Annotated in this window: 19 protein-coding genes; 11 read left to right on the forward strand and 8 right to left on the reverse strand. The window is 70.7% G+C overall.

Annotated elements, in window-relative coordinates; genetic code table 11:
• Positions 1-9: 9 nt before the first annotated feature.
• Both IEZ27_RS31270 and IEZ27_RS31275 read left to right on the forward strand, forming a co-directional pair.
• Positions 10-771 (forward strand): EI24 domain-containing protein, encoded by a 762-nt coding sequence (locus IEZ27_RS31270; RefSeq protein ID WP_229824517.1) that lies wholly within the window; start codon positions 10-12, stop codon positions 769-771.
• 213 nt (positions 772-984) lie between these two features.
• Positions 985-2,055, forward strand: a complete 1,071-nt coding sequence (locus IEZ27_RS31275; RefSeq protein WP_189650522.1) for a DUF4192 domain-containing protein — start codon at positions 985-987, stop codon at positions 2,053-2,055.
• Between the two features lie 44 nt (positions 2,056-2,099).
• On the opposite strand, the gene IEZ27_RS31280 is transcribed toward IEZ27_RS31275, so the two are convergent.
• Positions 2,100-2,444 carry a hypothetical protein gene (locus IEZ27_RS31280; protein WP_125639576.1) on the reverse strand — a complete coding sequence of 115 codons (345 nt, stop codon included), beginning with the start codon at positions 2,442-2,444 and terminating at the stop codon, positions 2,100-2,102.
• A 139-nt stretch (positions 2,445-2,583) separates the two neighbouring features.
• On the opposite strand from IEZ27_RS31280, the gene IEZ27_RS31285 reads away from it, so the two are divergent.
• On the forward strand, positions 2,584-3,174 hold the full coding sequence (locus tag IEZ27_RS31285) for a DUF1707 and DUF4870 domain-containing protein (RefSeq protein ID WP_189650523.1): 591 nt from the start codon (positions 2,584-2,586) through the stop codon (positions 3,172-3,174).
• 476 nt (positions 3,175-3,650) lie between these two features.
• Here IEZ27_RS31285 and IEZ27_RS31290 read toward each other — a convergent pair whose 3' ends face one another.
• The 3 genes from IEZ27_RS31290 to IEZ27_RS31300 all read right to left on the reverse strand — a co-directional run bounded on the left by IEZ27_RS31290 (position 3,651) and on the right by IEZ27_RS31300 (position 6,801).
• Positions 3,651-4,370, reverse strand: coding sequence for a septal ring lytic transglycosylase RlpA family protein (locus tag IEZ27_RS31290; protein WP_189650524.1), 720 nt, complete (start codon positions 4,368-4,370; stop codon positions 3,651-3,653).
• A 424-nt stretch (positions 4,371-4,794) separates the two neighbouring features.
• On the reverse strand, positions 4,795-6,318 hold the full coding sequence (locus tag IEZ27_RS31295) for an ATP-dependent DNA ligase (RefSeq protein WP_189650525.1): 1,524 nt from the start codon (positions 6,316-6,318) through the stop codon (positions 4,795-4,797).
• Positions 6,319-6,426: 108 nt separating this feature from the next.
• Positions 6,427-6,801, reverse strand: coding sequence for an FKBP-type peptidyl-prolyl cis-trans isomerase (locus IEZ27_RS31300; RefSeq protein WP_125639587.1), 375 nt, complete (start codon positions 6,799-6,801; stop codon positions 6,427-6,429).
• A 66-nt stretch (positions 6,802-6,867) separates the two neighbouring features.
• Between IEZ27_RS31300 and IEZ27_RS31305 the strand changes: the two genes are divergently transcribed.
• Positions 6,868-7,710, forward strand: a complete 843-nt coding sequence (locus IEZ27_RS31305; RefSeq protein ID WP_189650526.1) for an SDR family NAD(P)-dependent oxidoreductase — start codon at positions 6,868-6,870, stop codon at positions 7,708-7,710.
• 143 nt (positions 7,711-7,853) lie between these two features.
• Here the strand turns inward: IEZ27_RS31305 and IEZ27_RS31310 are convergent, their stop codons facing one another.
• Entirely contained in the window at positions 7,854-9,293 is a 1,440-nt protein-coding gene (locus tag IEZ27_RS31310; RefSeq protein WP_189650527.1) for a GuaB1 family IMP dehydrogenase-related protein, read from the reverse strand.
• 95 nt (positions 9,294-9,388) lie between these two features.
• Between IEZ27_RS31310 and IEZ27_RS31315 the strand changes: the two genes are divergently transcribed.
• Entirely contained in the window at positions 9,389-9,841 is a 453-nt protein-coding gene (locus IEZ27_RS31315; protein ID WP_125639597.1) for a GyrI-like domain-containing protein, read from the forward strand.
• Between the two features lies 1 nt (position 9,842).
• Here the strand turns inward: IEZ27_RS31315 and IEZ27_RS31320 are convergent, their stop codons facing one another.
• Positions 9,843-10,361, reverse strand: coding sequence for a TetR/AcrR family transcriptional regulator (locus IEZ27_RS31320; protein WP_189650528.1), 519 nt, complete (start codon positions 10,359-10,361; stop codon positions 9,843-9,845).
• Positions 10,362-10,444: 83 nt separating this feature from the next.
• On the opposite strand from IEZ27_RS31320, the gene IEZ27_RS31325 reads away from it, so the two are divergent.
• On the forward strand, positions 10,445-11,674 hold the full coding sequence (locus IEZ27_RS31325; protein ID WP_189650529.1) for an FAD-dependent monooxygenase: 1,230 nt from the start codon (positions 10,445-10,447) through the stop codon (positions 11,672-11,674).
• Between the two features lie 17 nt (positions 11,675-11,691).
• Here the strand turns inward: IEZ27_RS31325 and IEZ27_RS31330 are convergent, their stop codons facing one another.
• On the reverse strand, positions 11,692-12,813 hold the full coding sequence (locus IEZ27_RS31330) for a CaiB/BaiF CoA transferase family protein (RefSeq protein WP_189650530.1): 1,122 nt from the start codon (positions 12,811-12,813) through the stop codon (positions 11,692-11,694).
• A gap of 208 nt (positions 12,814-13,021) precedes the next feature.
• On the opposite strand from IEZ27_RS31330, the gene IEZ27_RS31335 reads away from it, so the two are divergent.
• The 5 genes from IEZ27_RS31335 to IEZ27_RS31355 all read left to right on the forward strand — a co-directional run bounded on the left by IEZ27_RS31335 (position 13,022) and on the right by IEZ27_RS31355 (position 18,819).
• On the forward strand, positions 13,022-14,560 hold the full coding sequence (locus IEZ27_RS31335; RefSeq protein WP_189650531.1) for a serine/threonine-protein kinase: 1,539 nt from the start codon (positions 13,022-13,024) through the stop codon (positions 14,558-14,560).
• A complete protein-coding gene (locus tag IEZ27_RS31340) occupies positions 14,557-15,540 on the forward strand; it encodes an NAD(P)-dependent oxidoreductase (protein WP_189650532.1) in 984 nt (327 codons plus the stop codon). The genes IEZ27_RS31335 and IEZ27_RS31340 overlap by 4 nt, the downstream gene beginning before the upstream one ends.
• A gap of 130 nt (positions 15,541-15,670) precedes the next feature.
• Positions 15,671-17,020, forward strand: a complete 1,350-nt coding sequence (locus IEZ27_RS31345) for an FAD-binding oxidoreductase (RefSeq protein ID WP_125640237.1) — start codon at positions 15,671-15,673, stop codon at positions 17,018-17,020.
• Positions 17,021-17,022: 2 nt separating this feature from the next.
• On the forward strand, positions 17,023-18,282 hold the full coding sequence (locus tag IEZ27_RS31350) for an SAM-dependent methyltransferase (RefSeq protein WP_189650533.1): 1,260 nt from the start codon (positions 17,023-17,025) through the stop codon (positions 18,280-18,282).
• Positions 18,283-18,456: 174 nt separating this feature from the next.
• Positions 18,457-18,819, forward strand: a complete 363-nt coding sequence (locus IEZ27_RS31355; RefSeq protein WP_189650534.1) for a DUF488 domain-containing protein — start codon at positions 18,457-18,459, stop codon at positions 18,817-18,819.
• Between the two features lie 6 nt (positions 18,820-18,825).
• Here IEZ27_RS31355 and IEZ27_RS31360 read toward each other — a convergent pair whose 3' ends face one another.
• On the reverse strand, positions 18,826-19,344 hold the full coding sequence (locus IEZ27_RS31360; protein WP_189650535.1) for a hypothetical protein: 519 nt from the start codon (positions 19,342-19,344) through the stop codon (positions 18,826-18,828).
• Positions 19,345-19,379 lie beyond the last annotated feature (35 nt).

Here is a 19,379-nt window from a genome sequence, read left to right on the forward strand (position 1 = left end):
CTGCCGGACATGCGATCTTTGCGCGACTTCGCCTCCGGCGTGGGCTTCTTCTTCCAGGGTCTCGGATGGATGTCGCGACATGGCCGGTGGTGGCTGTTCGGGCTGATCCCGGCGGTGATCGCCTTCGCCGTCTACGTGGCGGCGCTGATCCTGCTCGGCGCCAACGCCCGTGAGGTCGCCGAGTTCTTCACCCCGTTCGCCGACTCGTGGAGCTGGGCCGACCTGTTCCGCACGCTGGTGGGCATCGCGATCTTCCTCGGTGGGCTGGCGCTGGCGGTGCTCACGTTCGCGGCGCTGACGCTGGTGATCGGCGAGCCGTTCTACGAACGGCTGTCGGCCGAGGTCGACCCGCTGCCGGGGGCCGTGGAGCAGCCGTGGTGGCGTACGCTGCCCCGTTCGATCAGGGACAGCCTGATCACCCTGTTCTACGTGCTGCTCTTCACCGTGCCGCTGTTCTTCCTGGGGTTCGTGCCGGTGATCGGCCAGACCGTGGTGCCCGTACTGGGGGCGTTCGTCTCCGGGTTCTTCCTGACGGTCGAGCTCACCACACTGGCGCTCGAACGCCGCGGGGTGCCGAGGAAGGAACGCTTCGCGCTGCTGCGCCGGAACATGGGGGTGACGCTGGGGTTCGGGGTGGTGGGGTTCCTGCTGTTCCTGGTGCCGCTGGTCGCGATCGTGGCCATGCCGGCGGCCGTGGCCGGCGCCGCCCTCCTCGTACGCACCCGCATAGCCCCCAATCCTCCGACCCCGCTGCCCCCCACCACCCCCTGACCCCACCCGCCCCTCCGCCTTGCTTGGGCCGCCACCCCTCCGGCCCTCCCCGGACCGTCATCCCTTCGGCCCTCACTGGGCCGTCACCCCCGCCCGCCCTCGCTGGGCCGTCGCCGCTCGCGGTTGTCCACAGGGCGGTCGTCGCGGGGGCCGTCATCCCCAGAACTCCGTTCGGGCGTTCGCGTCGCGTGCCTCCTCGGCACCCTGACGGTCATGACCACCAACGCCCCGGCCCCCTGCCTCACCCTGACCAGCCCGGCCGACCTCCTGGCCGCCGTCCCCTACCTGGTCGGTTTCCACCCCGAAGACAGCCTCATCGTGATCGGCCTCCACCACGGCCACGCCAAGGTGGCCGCGAGATGGAACCTCCCCTTCCCCCGGGGCACCCTCGACCCCCTCACCGCCCTCTTCGACCGCGAAGGCATCACCGAGATGGTCATCGTCGGCTACGGCAGAGGCGAGGCCGTAACCCCGGCCGTCGACGAGGCCAGACTCCTCGCCACCGCCTCGGACATCCACGTGGGCGAGGCGATCCGCGCCCACGAGGGCCGCTACTGGTCCTACATCTGCGACCTCCCCCGATGCTGCCCGCCCGAAGGCACCCCGTACGACCCGACCACCAGTCAGATAGCCGCCGAGGCCACGGTGCGCGGCATGGTCGCCCTCCCCGACCGCCGTGCCCTCGAACGTACGATCGCCCCCGCCACGGGCCCCGTCCGCATGGCGATGCGCCGTGCCACCGCCACCGCCGTCGCGGAGGTGCGAGCCCGCCTGACAGCCGCCACGGACCTCGACACCTTCGCCCACGACTACGTCACCGAAGCCCTGTCCGGAGTCCGCGCCGCCCTGACCAGCCACGGCGGCCGACTCCGCCTCGACGACACCGAAGCAGCCAGACTGGGCCTGGCCCTGAGCGTGATCAGAGTCCGCGACGAAGCCTGGACGATGATGCACGAGGCCCACCTCCCCCTCTGGAAGGACCTGACCCGCCGCCTTGAGCCCCGCTTCGTCCCGCCGGCCGCCTCCCTGCTGGCCATGGCGGCCTGGCGCACGGGCGACAACATCCTGGCCACCATCGCCCTCGAACGCGCCCTCACCACCGACCCCCACTACTCGATGGCCAACCTCCTGACGCACGCCCTCCAGAGTCTTCTGTCGCCCGACATCGTCCGGGACCGGCTGCCCACCCCCGGCGAGCTCGACACCGCGATGGGCCCCGCCAACGGCGGCTGGCTGATCCCGTTGCTCGGCCTGCTCGACGACGAACCGCCGCCGACGGCATGAAGAAAGGGTGCCGGTCCCGTGGACCAGCACCCTTTCCGGAGGAACTACAGGCTGCCTTCTTCACGGCGGCGGCGTTCGTTGTACGCGCGCATCCGAGGGGGATATCCCGTCAGCTGCACGTCGTACACCGGTAATGCAAGATCGCGAGCGACCTTGTGGATCACCGCCGGCGACCCGACCCTGCGTCTGGTCCACTCGCCGTCGTCAGCGACCGCCATGGCGGTCGTGTCGGTGGCGAACGTCTCGGGCTCGACGTAGAACTCGACGCCACGCCGCGAACGTGCGAAGGCGATGAGCGCTTCGATGTCGGCATCGGTCGCCTCGCGGTCGAACTTCGCGACCTTCTGTCCGCGAAGTCGACGGATGCCGTAGCGGTCTCGCCATCTCATGAATCCTTTTTATACCGTCTGGAGCTCCCGCGTCGGGGATGATCTCGGGGACAGCTCCGGGTTTCTCCCGATGGCACGTCCGGCTCTGAGGACGCAGTATGAAAGTTGACTGCCGATTCCAAGGAGAGGCATGACAATCATGGCTGGGGTACCCAAGACCCCCGGGCCGGGACAGGTGCCGCCAGCTCATCTGCGCGTCACCAACCAGGACCGAGAGCACGTCGTCGAGCACGTCAAGGCCGCCTACGCCGACGGCCGGTTCGACAAGTTCGAGTTCGACGACCGGCTCGAACGCGCGATGACCGCGCGCACCCACGGCGACCTGATGCCCATCATGACCGAGCTGTACGGATCGATGGCGGCGCCCAGGATCGCGCCGCCCATGCCGTATCCGCCGGTCCGGCATGGGCGAGCTCCGGAGAGCAACGAACGCCTCGGGGCCGCCGCCGGCCACCTGCTGATGGCCGTCGGGATCCCGGTGGTCGGGCCGCTGGTCCTGCTGCTGACGGGGGCCAAGACATCGGCGTACATGCGGCGGCAGGCGTTGGAGGCACTGAACTTCCAGCTCACCGTGCTGGGGGCGACGGTCCTTCTGCCCATCACCGTCATCGGCGTGGTGCTGCTGCCGGTGATCTGGGTCGCCGCCGTCGTCCTGTCCATCGTGGGCGGCGTCTCCGCCCTGTCGGAAGGCAACTTCCGCTACCCACTGACCGTTCGGCTGGTGAAGTAGCCCGCTCCCACCGTACGAGGGGGACGTGTGGGGCCGGGAGAGTGACATCGGGGGATGTTGGGGGACGTCCTGCCGCACATCCGGGGACGCTTGGGGACGTTCGGGGGCGCTTGGGGATGCTGGGGGACGTTTGGGGACACGTCCGGCTGCGGCGCAGCGTGGTGCGGTGCTGTGCTGCGAGCTCGAGGTGGCCCTGTGAGGTCGGGTGGCGCTGAGGGGGCGGTCGGCCTCTCCGCTGGAGGGGGCAGCCTCTTGGCGAGCGCCCGGCCCACCGCGTGCGGGGCGGGCTCTGTGCAGAGGCCGCCCACCCCGCCCCCTGGCTGACCAACAGAAGGTCCCGGGGGCGGGCGGTGCCGGACGAGGTGCGGCGCGGCGCAACAAACAGCCCGGAGCGCCTGCTCGACGGCCCACCACAGGAGACCGTCCAGGTGGTCCGTCAGCAGCCCCGAGCCGAGGCCCGGACTGAGGAGACGGGGTCAGCGGCCCAGGACTTCGTAGCGGACGGTCATGACGCCTGCGCCCAGGCTGCCGATCGCGTCGAAGGCGGCCCTTGAGAGGTCGAGGCACCGGCCCCCCACGTACGGGCCACGGTCGTTGATGCGTACGGTGACCGACGAGCCGCTGCGGGGGTTCGTCACGCGGACCCGGCTGCCCAGGGGGAGGGATTTGTGGGCGGCGGTCATCGCGGAGGGGTTGAAACGTTCGCCGCTGGCCGTCATCTGGGGCTCGCCGTAGTACGAGGCGCCGCAGGTCCCGGAGGACAGCACGCGGACCTTCGGCTTCGTGGTCTTGAGCTTGACCGGCTTCACGGTCTTGGCCGTCTTCGGGCTCGCGTCCGAGGCGGGGGCGGGCTGTGCGGCGGCGGGCGGCTTGGGGGCGGAGGCGGCGGTGTCCGCGGCGTCCGTGGGGTCCGTGGGGTTCGTGGAGTTCGGGGTGGACTTCGTGCCGGTGGCCGGGGTGGTCGGCTTGGGCTGGGCGGCCTTGGCCGCGACCGGCGGGTTGGGGGTGCCGGTGGCGGAGGCCGCTGGGACGGAGTCCTTGCCGGCCGCGTCGGGGTAGTCGTTGCCCGCGGCGGCCCAGGCGGTGGTCGAGGCGGCGGCCACGACGGCGGCGCCTGCTGCGATGGCGGTCCAGCGGCGCTTGCCCGGGGAGAGCTTGCGGTCGTTGGGGGACGATTTGTGGGAGTGCTGGCCCAAGGTAAACCACGGTCCTAGCTAGGGGATAGGAAGAGGAAAGGCCAGGTCATGGGGGATGTGGAGGCGCGTGACGGCCGATCCGCCCGCAGGGATGGGGGATCCGGCGGGCGAGGAAGAACATATGCGACAAACAGCAGGTAAAGACAACTTAATGCGACATACAGTGACATATATCACTTAAAGGCGCAAGAGGCCCAGGTCGCCGAGAGTACGCCGAGGATCTTCGGGTTTCCGGAGAACACCGGAATTCGCCGCAACCTACGCGCGGCGGAATTCATCGCCAACATGATCGAGAATTGCCGCGAAAAGCATGATCGGGAAATTCGCCCGCCTCAGAATGATCGGCAGAATTCGATCTCCGAACATGAGCCGGCGAACGGCGTCCACCGTCTCAGAACGTGAGCCGGCGCACGGGTTCAACGTCTCAGAACATGAGTGAGCGGACGGTGTCCACGGTGTCGGCGTCCTCGACCCGCTTGTCCGGCCGGTACCGCAGCACCCGGGCGAAGCGCAGCGCCATCCCGCCGGGGTAGCGCGGCGAGCGCTGCACGCCGTCGAAGGCGATCTCCACGACCAGCTCGGGCCGGAGCCTGACCATCCAGTCGTCGGTGGGGCCCTCGGCCAGCTGGAGGAAGCGTTCGGTCTGCCAGGCCAGCAGCTCGTCCGTGAGCCCCTTGAACGTCTTGCCCAGCATGACGAACCCGCCCTCGGGGTCGCGCGCGCCCAGGTGGAGGTTGGACAGCTTGCCCTCGCGCCGGCCGTGGCCCCACTCGGCAGCCAGGACCACCAGGTCGAGCGTGTGCCGGGGTTTCACCTTGATCCAGCCCGCGCCGCGCCGACCGGCGGCGTACGGGGACGACTGGGACTTCACGACCAGGCCCTCGTGGCCCGCCTTGACGACGTCCGTGAAGAACTTCTCCGCCTCGGCCACGTCGGCGGTGATCAGCCGCGGCGTCAGCAGGCCGGGCGGGACGGCACGGGCCAGCGCCTCCTGGCGCTGCGAGTAGGGCAGGTCGAGCAGGTCGGCGCCGTCGGCGCGCAGCGCGTCGAAGAAGAACACGCTGAGCGGGGTCTGCTCGCGCAGCCGCTCCACGCCGGTCTTGCTGGACACGCGGCTCGCGGTGACCTGGAACGGATGGGGACGCCCGTCCGGCCGCAGCGCGAGGACCTCGCCGTCGAGCACCAGGTCGGCGGAGTCGAGCCCGAGCACGGCCTCGACCAGCTCGGGCACCTGCGCGGTGATGTCGTCGAGCGTGCGGGTGAAGACGCGTACGTCCTCGCCTGACCTGTGGGCCTGCACGCGCACGCCGTCGAGCTTCCACTCCAGGGCCGCGGGGGCGCCCGCCTTCTCCAGCGCGGCGGCCACGTTGGGCGCGCTGCCCGCGAGCATGGGGGCGACCGGCCGCCCCACCTCCAGCTTGAACGCGTGCAGCGCCGCCACGCCGCCGGTCAGAGCCGCCGCGCCGACCGCGGGCAGCCAGCCGCGCAGGGTGAGCGCCCGCCGCACGTCGGCCGACGGCGCGCCGGACGCCTTGGCCACCGCTTCGATCATCACGCCGTCGAGGGCGCCCTGGCGCAGTTCGCCGTTGAGCAGCCTGCGCATGAACTGCTGCTCCTGGCTGGTCAGCCCCGCGAACAGCTCGGCGACCAGCGCTCTGCGCGCCGCCTGCGAGCCCGGACCGGAGATCGCCTTGATCCTGGTCAGCAGCGCGTCGACGGTGGTCAGCGTGGCGGTGGCGGCCAGCTTGGGCTGCGGGACGTCCTCCAGGGAGCGCCAGCCCACGCCCACCTGGCGCTGCGGCAGGTCGCCCGACAGGTAGGCGATGGCGATCTCCGCCTCGTCGGGGCCGACCCGGGCGAGCAACTCGGCCAGATGGCCGACCTTGCCCAACCGTGCGGAGGTGCGCGTCACCGCGTCGGAGGTGCGGACCACGTCGATCAGAAGCACACCGCTATCGTGCCTCACCACGCCGACATTTCCCCACCCGATTTGTCCTGGGTTTCACCAAAGCGGGGAAGCCGGGCGGGCCACCGGCGGCGGCCCGCCCGTTCCGGTCTAGCGGACGCCGAGCAGGTCGACCACGAAGATCAACGTCTCGCCGCCCTTGATGCGCGGCGGGGCGCCGCGGTCGCCGTAGCCGAGGTGCGCCGGGATGACGAGCTTGCGACGGCCGCCGACCTTCATTCCGGCGACCCCGCGGTCCCAGCCCGCGATGACGCGCCCGCCCCCGAGCGGGAACTCGAACGCCTGGCCGCGGTTCCACGACGCGTCGAACTCCTCCCCGGTCGAGAACGAGACCCCCACGTAGTGGACGCTGACGTTGTGGCCCGGCTTGGCCTCGGGGCCAGTGCCTTCGACGAGGTCGACGATCTCCAGGTCGGCGGGCGGGTTGCCCTCAGGAAAGTCGATCTCAGGCTTCTCGAGTGCCACGAAGTGCTCCTGTTGACGATGACAATAACCCGACGACTCTATGCCGTCGGGATATGGTCGTCGTTCATGGCCGCCCTTTCGCCCGACGCCGTCCTGCTCACCGGGCGCGTCGCCGTGGTCACCGGCGCGGGCCGGGGCATCGGGCTGGCGATCGCCGAGACGTTCGCCGCGTTCGGCGCGCACGTCGCCGTCTGCGACCGCGACTGGCCGCAGGCCGACCGCGCCGACCGCGCCGACCGCGCAGGTCAGGCGGGCCGCGCAGATCGGACGGACCATGCGGCCCAGGCGGATCGTGCGGGGGCCGGGCTGGCCATGACGCTGGACGTACGCGATCCGGTGGCGGTGGGGCTGTTCGCCGAGGCGGTGCGCGAGCGCTGGGGACGGGTGGACGTACTGGTCAACAACGCGGGCGGGACGTTTCACGCGGCGTTCGCCGACCTGTCGCCGCGCGGTGAGCGCACGCTGGTCGAGGAGAACTTCAGCCAGGTCACCGGCATGATCAGGACGATGCTCCCGATGATGCCCGACGGTTCCTCGATCATCAACGTGACCTCCAGCGAGGCCCACCAGGCCGCGCCGGGCTTCGCCGTGTACGCCGCGATGAAGGCGGGCGTGGCGAGCCTGACCAGTTCGCTGGCCCTTGAGCTGGCCCCGCGCGGCATCCGGGTCAACGCCATCGCGCCCGACGCGCTGCGTACCGAGGGGGAGTCGCGGGTGCGTGAGAGCATGTCGGCCCGTCCGCTGCCCTACGACCCCGCCCGCCTGCCGCCCCTCGGCCATCTCGCCGATCCGGCGGAGGCCGCGGGGGCGGCGGTGTTCCTCGCCGGAAGGCTGGCGGGGTTCGTCACGGGCACGACGGTCCACGTCGACGGCGGCATCCACGCGGCCGGCGGCTGGCACCGCACCTGACCCGCGCCCCCGAAGACCGCGCCGACCCAAGTCCCCGCCGACCCACACGGCCGCGCCGACCCACGGCCGCGCCGCCACGCCACCGGTCAGAGCCGCCGCACCACCCAAGTCCGCGCCGACCCACGACTGCCCGGGGGGTTGGGTCACCAGCTCTGGTGCAGGGGCATGCCCTCCGCGTAGCCGGACGAGCTCTGGATGCCGACGACGGCCTGCCGGTGGAACTCCTCCAGGGTCCCCGCCCCCGCGTACGTGCACGACGAGCGCAGGCCGGCGACGATCCCGTCGATCTGGTCCTCCACGCTGGGCCGCTTGGGGTCGAGGTACATGCGCGAGGTCGAGATGCCCTCCTCGAACAGCGCCTTCCTGGCCCGGTCGTAGGCGGAGTCCTCGGCCGTCCTGAGGCGTACGGCCCGCGAGGAGGCCATGCCGAAGTTCTCCTTGTACCTGCGCCCGTCGGCATCGGTACGGGCGTCGCCGGGCGACTCGTACGTGCCGGCGAACCAGGAGCCGATCATCACGTTGGACGCCCCGGCGGCCAGCGCGAGCGCGACGTCGCGGGGGTGCCGTACGCCGCCGTCCGCCCAGACGTGCCGGCCGAGCCGGCGGGCCTCGGCCGAGCATTCGAGCACCGCCGAGAACTGCGGCCGCCCGACCCCGGTCATCATCCGGGTGGTGCACATGGCGCCCGGCCCGACGCCGACCTTGAGGATGTCGGCCCCCGCCTCGACCAGGTCGCGCACGCCCTCGGCGGTCACCACGTTGCCCGCCGCGACCGGCACTCCGGGGTCCAGCGCCCGGACCGCGCGCAGGGCGGCGACCATCTTCTCCTGGTGGCCGTGGGCGGTGTCCACGACCAGGCAGTCGGCCCCGGCCTCCAGCAGCTCCTTGGCCTTGGCGGCGACGTCGCCGTTCACGCCGACGGCGGCGGCGATGCGCAGGCGGCCCTGGGCGTCGAGCGCGGGCTGGTAGAGCGTGGCGCGCAGCGCGCCCGTACGGGTGAGGATGCCGACCAGCCGGCCGTTCTCGTCCACGATGGGCGCGAGGCGGTGGCGGCCGCCATGCAGGCGGTCGAAGGCGGCGCGCGGGTCGAGCCCGGCGGGCAGCGTCAGCAGCTCGCTCGACATGACCTCGGAGAGCTGGGTGTACATGTCCACGCCCTGGCAGTCGGCCTCGGTCACCACGCCGACGGGCCGGTTGTCCCAGTCGACGACGATGACCGCGTTGTGGGCGCGCTTGGGCAGCAGGTGCAGCGCCTCGCCCACGGTGTCGTGCGGCGTGAGCGTGAGCGGCGTGTCGTGGACCAGGTCGCGCTTCTTGACCCAGTCGACGACGTCGGCGACGACGTCGAGCGGGATGTCCTGCGGAAGCACGGTGATGCCGCCGCGACGGGCCACGGTCTCGGCCATGCGCCGGCCGGCCACGGCGGTCATGTTGGCGACGACGATCGGGATGGTGGTGCCCGTGCCGTCGTTCGTCGAGAGGTCGACCGCGAGCCGCGACCCGACCGAGGAACGCGACGGCACCATGAACACGTCGCTATAAGTCAAATCGTAACGAGGCTCTTGGTCGTTAAGAAACTTCACGTTCATCCATCTTATGGGGTGACAGGGTCAACAAGGGGTTTCCCCCTTTCTGCGGGGCTTATGATCGGCCGGGACACATTTGGGGGAGGGAATCCGTGGACATCGTCGAACGGACCGAGTTGACCGTGGTCGGCTACGCCGTACGCACCACGAACGCCGGTGAGATGGATCCGGCACGGGCCACGTTGCCCGCGCTGTGGCAGCGGGCGGGCGCGCCGGGGGCCTTCGCGCACGTGCCGGGCCGGATCGACGAGAACCTCTACGCGGTGCTGACCGACTACGAGAGCGACCACAACGGCGCCTACACGCAGATCGTCGGCATCTGCGTGCGCACGGTGCCGCGCCTGCCCGAGGGCATGGTGGCGGTGCGCGTGCCGGCCGCCAAGTCGCTCAGGCTGGAGGCGCGCGGGCCGATGCCGCAGGCGCTGATCGAGGCGTGGCAGCAGGTGTGGCAGCACACCGAGTCGGGCGGCCAGCCCTCCCGCGCCTTCACGACGGACCTGGAGGTCCACCACCCCGAGGGCGCCGACCTCTACGTGGCCGTCTAGGTCACAAACCGAGCGCGTCGGCCGCCGCCGCGACCGCCGTGGGCTTGACCTCGTCGAGCGGCAGGCCGGCGTACTCGACGGTGCAGTCGGCCATGCCGCCCAGCGCGACCGTGGCGCGGATCTGCTGGGCCGGGGTGAGGTCGGGGCTGAGCAGCAGGGCGATCAGCTCGCGCCGCCACTCGAACATGCGCATGCCCAGGTCGAGGTAGGACAGGATCGAGATGTCGCGCACCATCATCCCGATCACGTCGCGGTGGCGCCACATCAGCTCGAAGTAGTCGTCGAGCAGCGCGCGCGGGTCGCCGGGCTCGCGCGTGGCGGTGAACCGCTCGAAGTCCTCCACCAGCGGCTGCACGATGCTGCGCACCAGGTCGTCGCGTGAGGCGAAGTGGTAGTAGAGCGCGGGCTTGGTGATGCCCAGCCGGTCGGAGATCTGGCGCAGGCTGGTGTTCTGCACGCCCTGCTCGGCGAACAGCTCGCGGGCCACCGCCTGGATTCGGGCCTTGGTGTCACTGGGCATGGCCCAACCTTATCGCTTACCTATCGTTAAGTAAGGACGCGTGCTACGGTGAACTTACCAACCGTTAAGTAAGGAGGGCGGCCATGAGAGTCCTCGTCTCGGGTGCGAGCGTCACCGGGCCGGCGCTGGCGTACTGGCTGGCCAAGTACGGCTTCGAGGTCACGGTCGTCGAACGGGCCCCCGCGCTCAGGAAATCGGGCGGCCACGCGGTCGACCTGTTCAGGCCCGCCATGGACATCGTGGAGAAGATGGGCGTCCTGGAGCCGATCCTGGCGAAGAAGACCGGCACGGACTGGCTCAGGCTCCACCGGGAGGGCGGGGCGCGGCCCGTCGAGCTGGAGCTGCGCCGCATCCTCACGGCCGTCTCCGACCGGCACGTCGAGATCATGCGCGACGACCTGAGCGAGGTCCTCTACGACGCCACCCGCCGCGACGCCGACTACGTCTTCGGCGACTCCATCGCCTCGATCTCCGAGGACGGCGAGGTGCGCTTCGACAGCGGCCGGGAGGAACGCTTCGACCTGGTGATCGGCGCCGACGGGCTGCACTCCAACGTACGCCGCCTGACCTTCGGCCCCGAGGAGCGCTTCGCGACCTGGATCGGCGCCTACCTCGCGGTCGCCTCCGTCCCGAACTTCCTGGGCCTCGACGGCCGCATGGAGGCGATGGCGGGCGAGGGCTGGATGGCCGCCGTGTACAGCGCCGCGCACATGGACGACGCGCGGGCCGGATTCCTGTTCAGGACGCCGGAGCCGCTCGACTACCACTACCGGGACGTGGCCCGCCAGAAGGAACTGCTGCGCGAGCGCTTCGGCGGCCTGGGCTGGCAGGTCCCGAGAATCCTGGACGAGGTGGACCGCACGCCCGCCTTCTACTTCGACTCCATCACCCAGCTCAGGCTCGACTCCTGGTCGCGCGGCCGGGTGACGCTGGCCGGCGACGCCGGTTACTGCCCCGGGCCTGCCGTGGGCGGCAGCACCAGCCTGGCGGTCGTGGGGGCGTACGTGCTGGCGGGCGAGCTGGCCGCGCACGGCGGTGACCACCGCGCGGCCTTCCCCGCCTACGAGGCCGAGCTCGGCGACTACGTGCGCCGCAGCCGCTCCTTCGCCCGCCGCGCGGCCAGGGGCATCGTCCCCGGGAGCCGCTTCGACGTGTGGGCGCTCACCCAGGGCGTCCGGCTGGTCAACAGCCTGCCGGTCGCCCTCACCAGGGCCGCGGCCAAGATCAGCAGCAAGGGCGTGCGCCTGCACGACTCGATCAGGCCGAAGGACTACGCCGCCCTGGCGCGTCCGGTGACGCCGTCACGCCCCTGACCGGCGCGCACGGCGTCTCAGGCCAGCACGCCCTGCTCGCGCAGTTTGTCCGCCTCCTCCTTCGGCAGGCCCCACGCGGACAGGTCCGCGAGACGGGTGGCGGGGGACAGGTCAGGCGCCGGCACGCCGAGCAGGCGCGGTGCGGGCGCCGGATGGACGATGCCGCCGACCTCGCTGAACGTGCCGCGGGCCACGTTGTGCGGGTGCCGCGCGGCCTCGGCCATGGAAAGGACGGGGGAGACGCAGGCGTCCGAGCCGTCGAACAGGGCCTCCCACTCGGCGCGGGTCCGCTTGGCGAACTCCCCGGCCAGGCGGGCCTTGAGCGCCGGCCACTGCGCCCGGTCGTTCCTGTCGGGCAGGTCGGTCAGGCCCATCAGGCCGACCATGGCGTCCCAGAACTGCGGTTCGAGCGAGCCGACCGCCACGTGGCCGCCGTCGGCGGTCTCGTAGGTGTCGTACTGGGGGGCGCCGGTGTCGAGCAGGTTCGTGCCGCGCGGGCCCCAGAAGCCGCTCTGGGCGGCCTGGTAGAACATCGAGAACAACACCGCGGCGCCGTCGACCATGGCCGCGTCGATCACCCGGCCCCGGCCGGTGCGCTCGCGTTCGAACAGGGCCAGCAGCACGCCGTAGGCGAGCATCAGGCCGCCGCCGGCGAAGTCGCCGAGGATGTTGATCGGCGGGGTGGGCTGGTCGCCCTCGCGGCCGAGCATGGACAGCACGCCGGAGATCGCGATGTAGTCGATGTCGTGGCCGGCGGTGGGGGCGAGCGGGCCGTCCTGGCCCCAGCCGGTCATCCGGCCGTAGATCAGCCGCTCGTTGACGGCGTGCAGGTCGGCGGGGCCGATGCCGAGCCGTTCGGCGACGCCGGGCCGGAACACCTCGATCACCACGTCGGCGTTGCGGGCCAGCTCCTTGAAGGCGGCCACCCCCTCGGGCGACTTCAGGTCGAGGCCGATCGTCTGCTTGCCGCGGTCCATGACGTCCGTACGGGGTCTGTCGGACACGGCCTTGACCCGGTCGACCCGCAGCACCTCGGCGCCGTGGTCGGCCAGCATCATCCCGGCGAACGGCCCCGGGGCGAGCCCCGCCAGCTCCAGCACGCGCACTCCGGCCAGGGGACCGCCACTATCCTTGGACATGAACAACTCCTCGACGGATGCGCGAACAAGAGCTCCGAGCCTGCCTCAGTAGAACAACATTCGGCAAGTCGTGGCAAGCGGCCTTCGCCGTCCTTCCCGCGAACTCGTGGGAGGTATGGGAAACTTGCCCACTGTTCGGGTGGTCTACAGATCGCCGGCGTCCAGCGGCTGTCTGCAGCAGGCGCTTGCGCCGCTACAGGGGTAGGACATGGTTTCGGAGAGCAACCAGCTTGTCGCCAGGCGCTACCAGTTAATGCGCGAACTGGGCCGCGGGGGAATGGGCGTCGTCTGGGAGGGTTACGACACACTGCTCAACCGGCAGGTCGCCATCAAGGAGGTGCTGCTGCCCGACGGGTTGTCGCCGGGCGAGCAGGAGCGCCATCTGATGCGCACCGCCCGCGAGGCCCGCACCGCGGCCAAGCTCAACCACCCTTCCGTGGTCGCGGTCTACGACGTGGTCGAGGAGGGCGGCCGGCCCTGGATCGTCATGGAACTGGTCGCGCACCCCTCACTTGAGCAGGTCGTGGCCACCTCCGGCGCCCTGCCGGTACGCCAGGCCGCCGACGTGGGCCGCCAGGTGTTGTCGGCGCTCAAGGCCGCCCACGAGGCCGGGATCCTGCACCGGGACGTCAAACCCGCCAACATCCTGATCGCCGACGACGGCCGCGTCGTGCTGATGGACTTCGGCATCGCCACGGTCGAGGGCGACGCCTCGCTGACCAGGACCGGCATGGTGACCGGTTCGCCCAGCTTCCTCGCCCCCGAGCGCGTACGCGCCGACGAGGCCGGACCGCCCTCCGACCTGTGGTCGCTCGGCGCGACGTTGTTCGCCGCGATGGTGGGCCGGTCGCCGTTCGACCGCGGCGAGGCGATGGCGACGATCAACGCGCTGCTCAACGAGGAGCCCGACTACCGGCGCATCCCGCCGGTCATGCACCCGGTCCTGAAGGGCCTGCTGCGCAAGGAGCCCGCCGAACGGGTGAACATCGAGGAGGCCGACCGGCTGCTCGCGGCCATCGAGGTGGCGGTCAAACCGGCCTACACCGACCTGCCGGAGAAGAAGCCGGGCAGCGGGCGCGGGCGGGCCGTGCTGGCCGTGGCGGCCGCCGCCGTGGTGGTGGTCGCGGGCGGCGCCGTCGCCTACTTCAAGTTCGCCTCGCCCGCCGAGGGCGCGCCGCGCACCGCCCAGCCGGCCGCCGCGGCCAGCCCGCTGACGCCGTCCCCCTCGCAGCCGTCCGCGACGGCCGGGACGCCGTCGGCCACCCCGACGCCGACCGTGCGCCGTCCCCGCCCGGCCGTACGCGCGTGGAACTCGCGGGACGGGTGGTCGATCCTGCGGCCGTTCGGCTGGAGGGGCGCGCTGCGCGAGTCCTCCACCGAGTGGACGCGTCCCGACGGCAACGCCCATCTCGGCGTCCAGGCGCTGTTCTCCAGCGTCGACCCCAACCAGATCCTGCGCGACTCGGAGGAGACGCTGCGGCAGGAGGGCCAGGAGGTCATCAGCCGCGGCCGCCGCGTGGTCACCCACCGGGGCGCCAAGGCGGTCGAGTGGGAGTTCTCCTGGACCGCCGCCAGCACCGCCGGCACACGCTGGATCAGGCCCGGCATGACGTACCACGAGGTGCGCAGGGCGGTGGTGTCCGGCGAGACGGCCTACATCCTGTCCTGGACGGTCGCCCAGGACCAGTGGCTGCGCAACAGGGGCCTGATGCGGCAGGTGATCGACAGCTTTACTGTGAAGGCATGAGCCCCTGGAACCTGCTCGCCCTGCCGCCGCTTCCCGAGGAGGCGACGCGCCACCTGCTGGCCCCGCTCGGTGACCGGGTGGAGGTGCGCGTGCCCGCCACCCGCGACCGGGCCGGGCTGCTGGCCGCGCTGCCCGAGGCCGAGATCGTGCTCGGCGACTGGACCTCGACGCTCGTGCTCGACGCCGAGGCGGTCAAGCACGCGCCCGCGCTGGCCTTCGTGCAGCAGCCCTCGGTGGGGGTGGACGGCCACGACCTGGCCGCCCTGGCCGAGGCGGGGGTGCCGCTGGCCAACACGCCCGGCGTCAGCGCCGTCGCGGTGTCGGAGTGGTGCCTGGCCGCCACGTTGTCGTTGTCGCGCAGGCTGGGCGCGGCCGACGCCGCCGTACGCGCGGGGGAGTGGCCGCAGCAGGGCCTGCGGCCCCGCGAGCTGAGCGGCCGCCGCGTCGGCGTCGTCGGCTACGGCCCGATCGGCGAGAACTGCGTCCGCCTGTTCCGCGCTCTCGGCTGCGAGGTCTCGTACTGGACCAGGACGCCCAGGCAGGCCCCCGGCCGCGCCGACCTGGAGACTCTGGTGTCCACCAGCGACGTCCTGGTCGTGGTGATCGCGTTGTCGGAGGAGACCCGCGGCCTGATCGACCCGCGCCGCATGAAGCCGGGCGCGCTGCTGGTCAACGCGGCCAGGGGCGGGGTCGTCGACCAGGCGGCACTGGTCGCCGCGCTGCGCGACGGGCGGCTCGGCGGGGCCGCGCTCGACGTGTTCGACACCGAGCCGCTGCCCGCCGATGATCCGCTGCGCGACCTGCCGGACGTCCTGCTGTCGCCGCACGCCGCCGGAGTGACCCCCGAGGCCACGACGCGCCTGCTCACGGCGACGTTGGACAACCTGACGGCGGCCCTGGAGGGACGAGAGGTACAGGCGGTACTAAACGGGGTCTCACCGACAGTTCGTAGGAGATTTCCGGATTTGCCTGCCATATAAGGGTTTCACCTGGCACGATGAACAGTTTTCGTGTCTTTAACGACCCCGGTCTGTTCGAGTCAGCCTGCGGGAGATACGGTCTTACGGACGATCTCTACCAGCTCAAGGGGGTGCTTCCGTGACGACGACGATGTCGACACACCAGCGGGCAGTAGAGCAGATCCGGCAGTCCTACGCCGAGATCCCCGGTGACGCCGCGCCCCGGTTGGCCAAGTCCACGTCAAACTTGTTCAGATTCCGTGACGGGGGCAAGACGGCCAAGCTGTCCGCCAGAGACCTGGACGAGGTCATCAGCGTCGACCCGGTGACGATGACGGCCGAGGTCCAGGGCATGACCACGTACGAGCACCTGGTCGAGGCCACGCTGCCGTACGGGCTCATGCCGTACGTGGTGCCGCAGCTCAAGACGATCACGCTCGGCGGCGCCGTGACCGGCCTCGGCATCGAGTCGACCAGCTTCAGGGACGGCCTCCCGCACGAGTCGGTGGAGGAACTGGAGATCCTCACCGGCGACGGCCGCGTCATCGTGGCCCGCGACGACAACGAGCACCAGGACCTGTTCCGCGCCTTCCCCAACTCCTACGGGACGCTCGGCTACGCGCTGCGCATCAGGATCAAGCTCCGCCAGGTCCAGCCATACGTGCACCTGACGCACATCAGGTTCACCGACGCGGCCAAGTGCATGCTCGCCATGCAGGAGATCTCCGACAGCATGGTGCACGACGGCGAGCAGGTCGACTTCGTGGACGGCGTCTTCTTCGACCCGGAGGAGATGTACATCACGCTGGGCCGCTTCGCCGACCGCGCGCCCTACGTCTCCGACTACACCGGCATGCGCATCTACTACCAGTCGATCAGGCAGCGCAGCCGCGACTGGCTGACCATCCACGACTACCTGTGGCGCTGGGACACCGACTGGTTCTGGTGCTCGCGGGCGTTCGGCGTGCAGCAGCCGGTGGTGCGCTCGCTCATGCCGCGCCGCTGGATGCGTTCCGACGTCTACCGCAAGCTGGTCGCCCTCGACCGCAGGACCGGGCTGACCGCCCGCGTCGACCGGTGGCGCGACCAGCCCGTCCAGGAGTCGGTGATCCAGGACGTCGAGGTGCCGATCGAGCGGGGCGCGCAGTTCCTGGAGTTCTTCCACGACAAGGTCGGCATGACCCCGGTGTGGATGTGCCCGCTGCGGGCGAGCTCCCGCTGGCCGATCTACCCGCTGGAGCCCGGCAAGCTCTACGTCAACTTCGGCTTCTGGGGCATGGTCCCGCTGCCGCGCGGCCAGTTCGACGGCTACTACAACAAGCTCATCGAGGACTCGGTGCACGAGCTGGACGGCCACAAGTCGCTCTACTCGACCTCCTTCTACGCCCGTGAGCAGTTCTGGGAGCTGTACAACGGTGATGCTTATTGGCCGGTCAAGCGGGAATACGACCCGAACGGTCGCCTGCTGGACCTGTACGAAAAGTGTGTACGGGGAAGGTGAGCATGGCTCTCGCAACCATCTTTGAAAAGATCGTCGGCTCTGACGCGAACATCTCGTTCATGGCCTACGACGGCAGTAAGGCCGGGCCCGACGGCGCCGACCTCGGCATCGAGGTCAAGTCGCCGATCGCGGTGGCCTACCTGGCACAGGCCCCCGGGGAACTGGGCCTGGCCAGGGCCTACATTTCCGGCCACATCGACGTGCACGGCGACTTGTACACCCTGCTCGACCGTATGTGGAACATCACCACCAACGACCTGACGACCAGTGAGAAGCTTTCCGCCGTGCGGTCGCTGGGTGTCAAGCCGCTGCTCATGCGGGTGCCGCCGCCCCCGCAGGAGGTGCGCCAGAGTGCTTTGGCCCGGCTCGGCTCGCGCCACGCCAAGCAGCGTGACGCCGAGGCGATCCACCACCACTACGACGTGTCCAACCGGTTCTACCGGTGGGTGCTCGGGCCGTCCATGGCGTACACGTGCGCGACCTACCCCGAGCAGGACGCGACGCTGGAGGAGGCCCAGTACACCAAGTTCGACCTGGTGGCCAAGAAGCTCGGCCTCAAGCCCGGCATGCGCCTGCTCGACGTCGGCTGCGGCTGGGGCGGCATGGTCATCCACGCCGCCAAGCACTACGGCGTCAAGGCCCTGGGCGTGACCCTGAGCCGCCAGCAGGCCGAGTGGGCCCAGAAGGCGATCGCCGAGGCGGGCCTCCAGGACCTCGCCGAAGTGCGCTTCATGGACTACCGCGACGTACGTGAGACCGGCTTCGACGCCGTCAGCTCGATCGGCCTGACCGAGCACATCGGCAAGGACAACGTCCCGTCGTACTTCGAGTTCCTCTACGGCAAGCTCAAGCCCGGCGGCCGGCTGCTCAACCACTGCATCACCCGCCCGACCGGCAAGGAGAAGACGTTCAACAAGGGCGGTTTCATCAACCGCTACGTCTTCCCCGACGGCGAGCTGGAGTCGGTGGGCTGGCTGGTCAGGCAGATGGAGGACATCGGCTTCGAGATCCGCCACGAGGAGAACCTGCGCGAGCACTACGCCAAGACCCTGCGCCACTGGTGCGACAACCTCGACGCCAACTGGGACGACGCCGTCCAGGAGGTCGGGATGGGCACCGCCCGGGTGTGGGCCCTCTACATGGCCGGCTGCATCGTGGGCTTCGAGCGCAACAAGGTCCAGCTCCACCAGGTGCTGGGTGTCAAGCTCGACGACGACGGCCGCGCGGGAGTCCCGCTGCGCCCGTCGGTCACCTGGCCCTGACCACCCAGGGGGCTCCTCCCCACGGTCCGCCGCCTCGGCCCGGTGCCCCGGTTCCGGGGCGCCGGACCGGCGTGGCGAGGCGGCCCGGATCGTGGACTTTCCCGTCCGGGTCCCTGAACCCCGCTTGGCGACGCCCGGCGTAGCGTGGTGTCACGGTGGGGGAAGGGGCTGACGGTGACGGCTGGGAACAGGGTCCGGGTGCGCCGGGTCTACGAGGAGCCGGCGGCGGACGACGGCGCCAGGGTGCTGGTCGACCGGCTGTGGCCGCGCGGGTTGTCCAAGGCCGACGCCCACCTCGACGAATGGTGCAAGCAGGTGGCCCCTTCGACCGAGCTGCGCACCTGGTACCGGCACGACCCCGACCGGTTCGCCGAGTTCGGCCGCCGCTACCGCGGCGAGCTTGAGGAGCCCGAACGGGCCGAGGCCGTGGCGCACCTGCGCGAGCTGGCCGGGAAGGGCGCGCTGACCCTGCTCACCGCGACCAGGGAGCCCGAGATCAGCGAGGCCGCGGTGCTCGCCGACCTGCTGAAGGGCTGACCTCCCTCAGAAGCGCTCCTTCCTGAACGGGCGGATGAGGACGTAGGTGCGGTCCCGGCTCACCAGCCGGACGATCCGGCGGCGCGGGTGTTCCAGCATGGTGATGCGCAGGCACTTCAACCTGACCAGGCGCCAGCCGAGCAGCGCGTCGTAGGCGACGTACTTGGTGTCGAAGCCGCGGCCCTTCCTGATACCGAGGCCGAGCGGCGTGGAGTGCCGGAACGAGCCCGGCGGATTGAAGGGCTTGGCGGTGACGATGGCGTCGGTCGAGGTGTGCGGGCAGTGGACGAGCACGCGCACATTGCTGTCCTGACGCGGCCGGCGCGGGCGCACCTTGAGGCCGGTCCAGTAGCCGCCCGGGCCGGAGGGGCCGGCCCCCTGCGGGTTGGTCTCGTTCTCGGAACGTTCGGTGTCGTCCTGTGAGATGGGATCGTCGGGGAGCGGCAGCCCGGCCGAGGCCACGGCGACCGCGGAGGGGTTCGCGAGGAGTGCTGTCAGTACGCCGGCGACCACCCGAAATCTCATGATCTCCCTTTTTCCGCGGACAGGTCATGCGGTTC

Origin of the sequence: Nonomuraea spiralis (genome assembly GCF_014648435.1) — a bacterium.
Lineage (GTDB): Bacteria > Actinomycetota > Actinomycetes > Streptosporangiales > Streptosporangiaceae > Nonomuraea > Nonomuraea spiralis.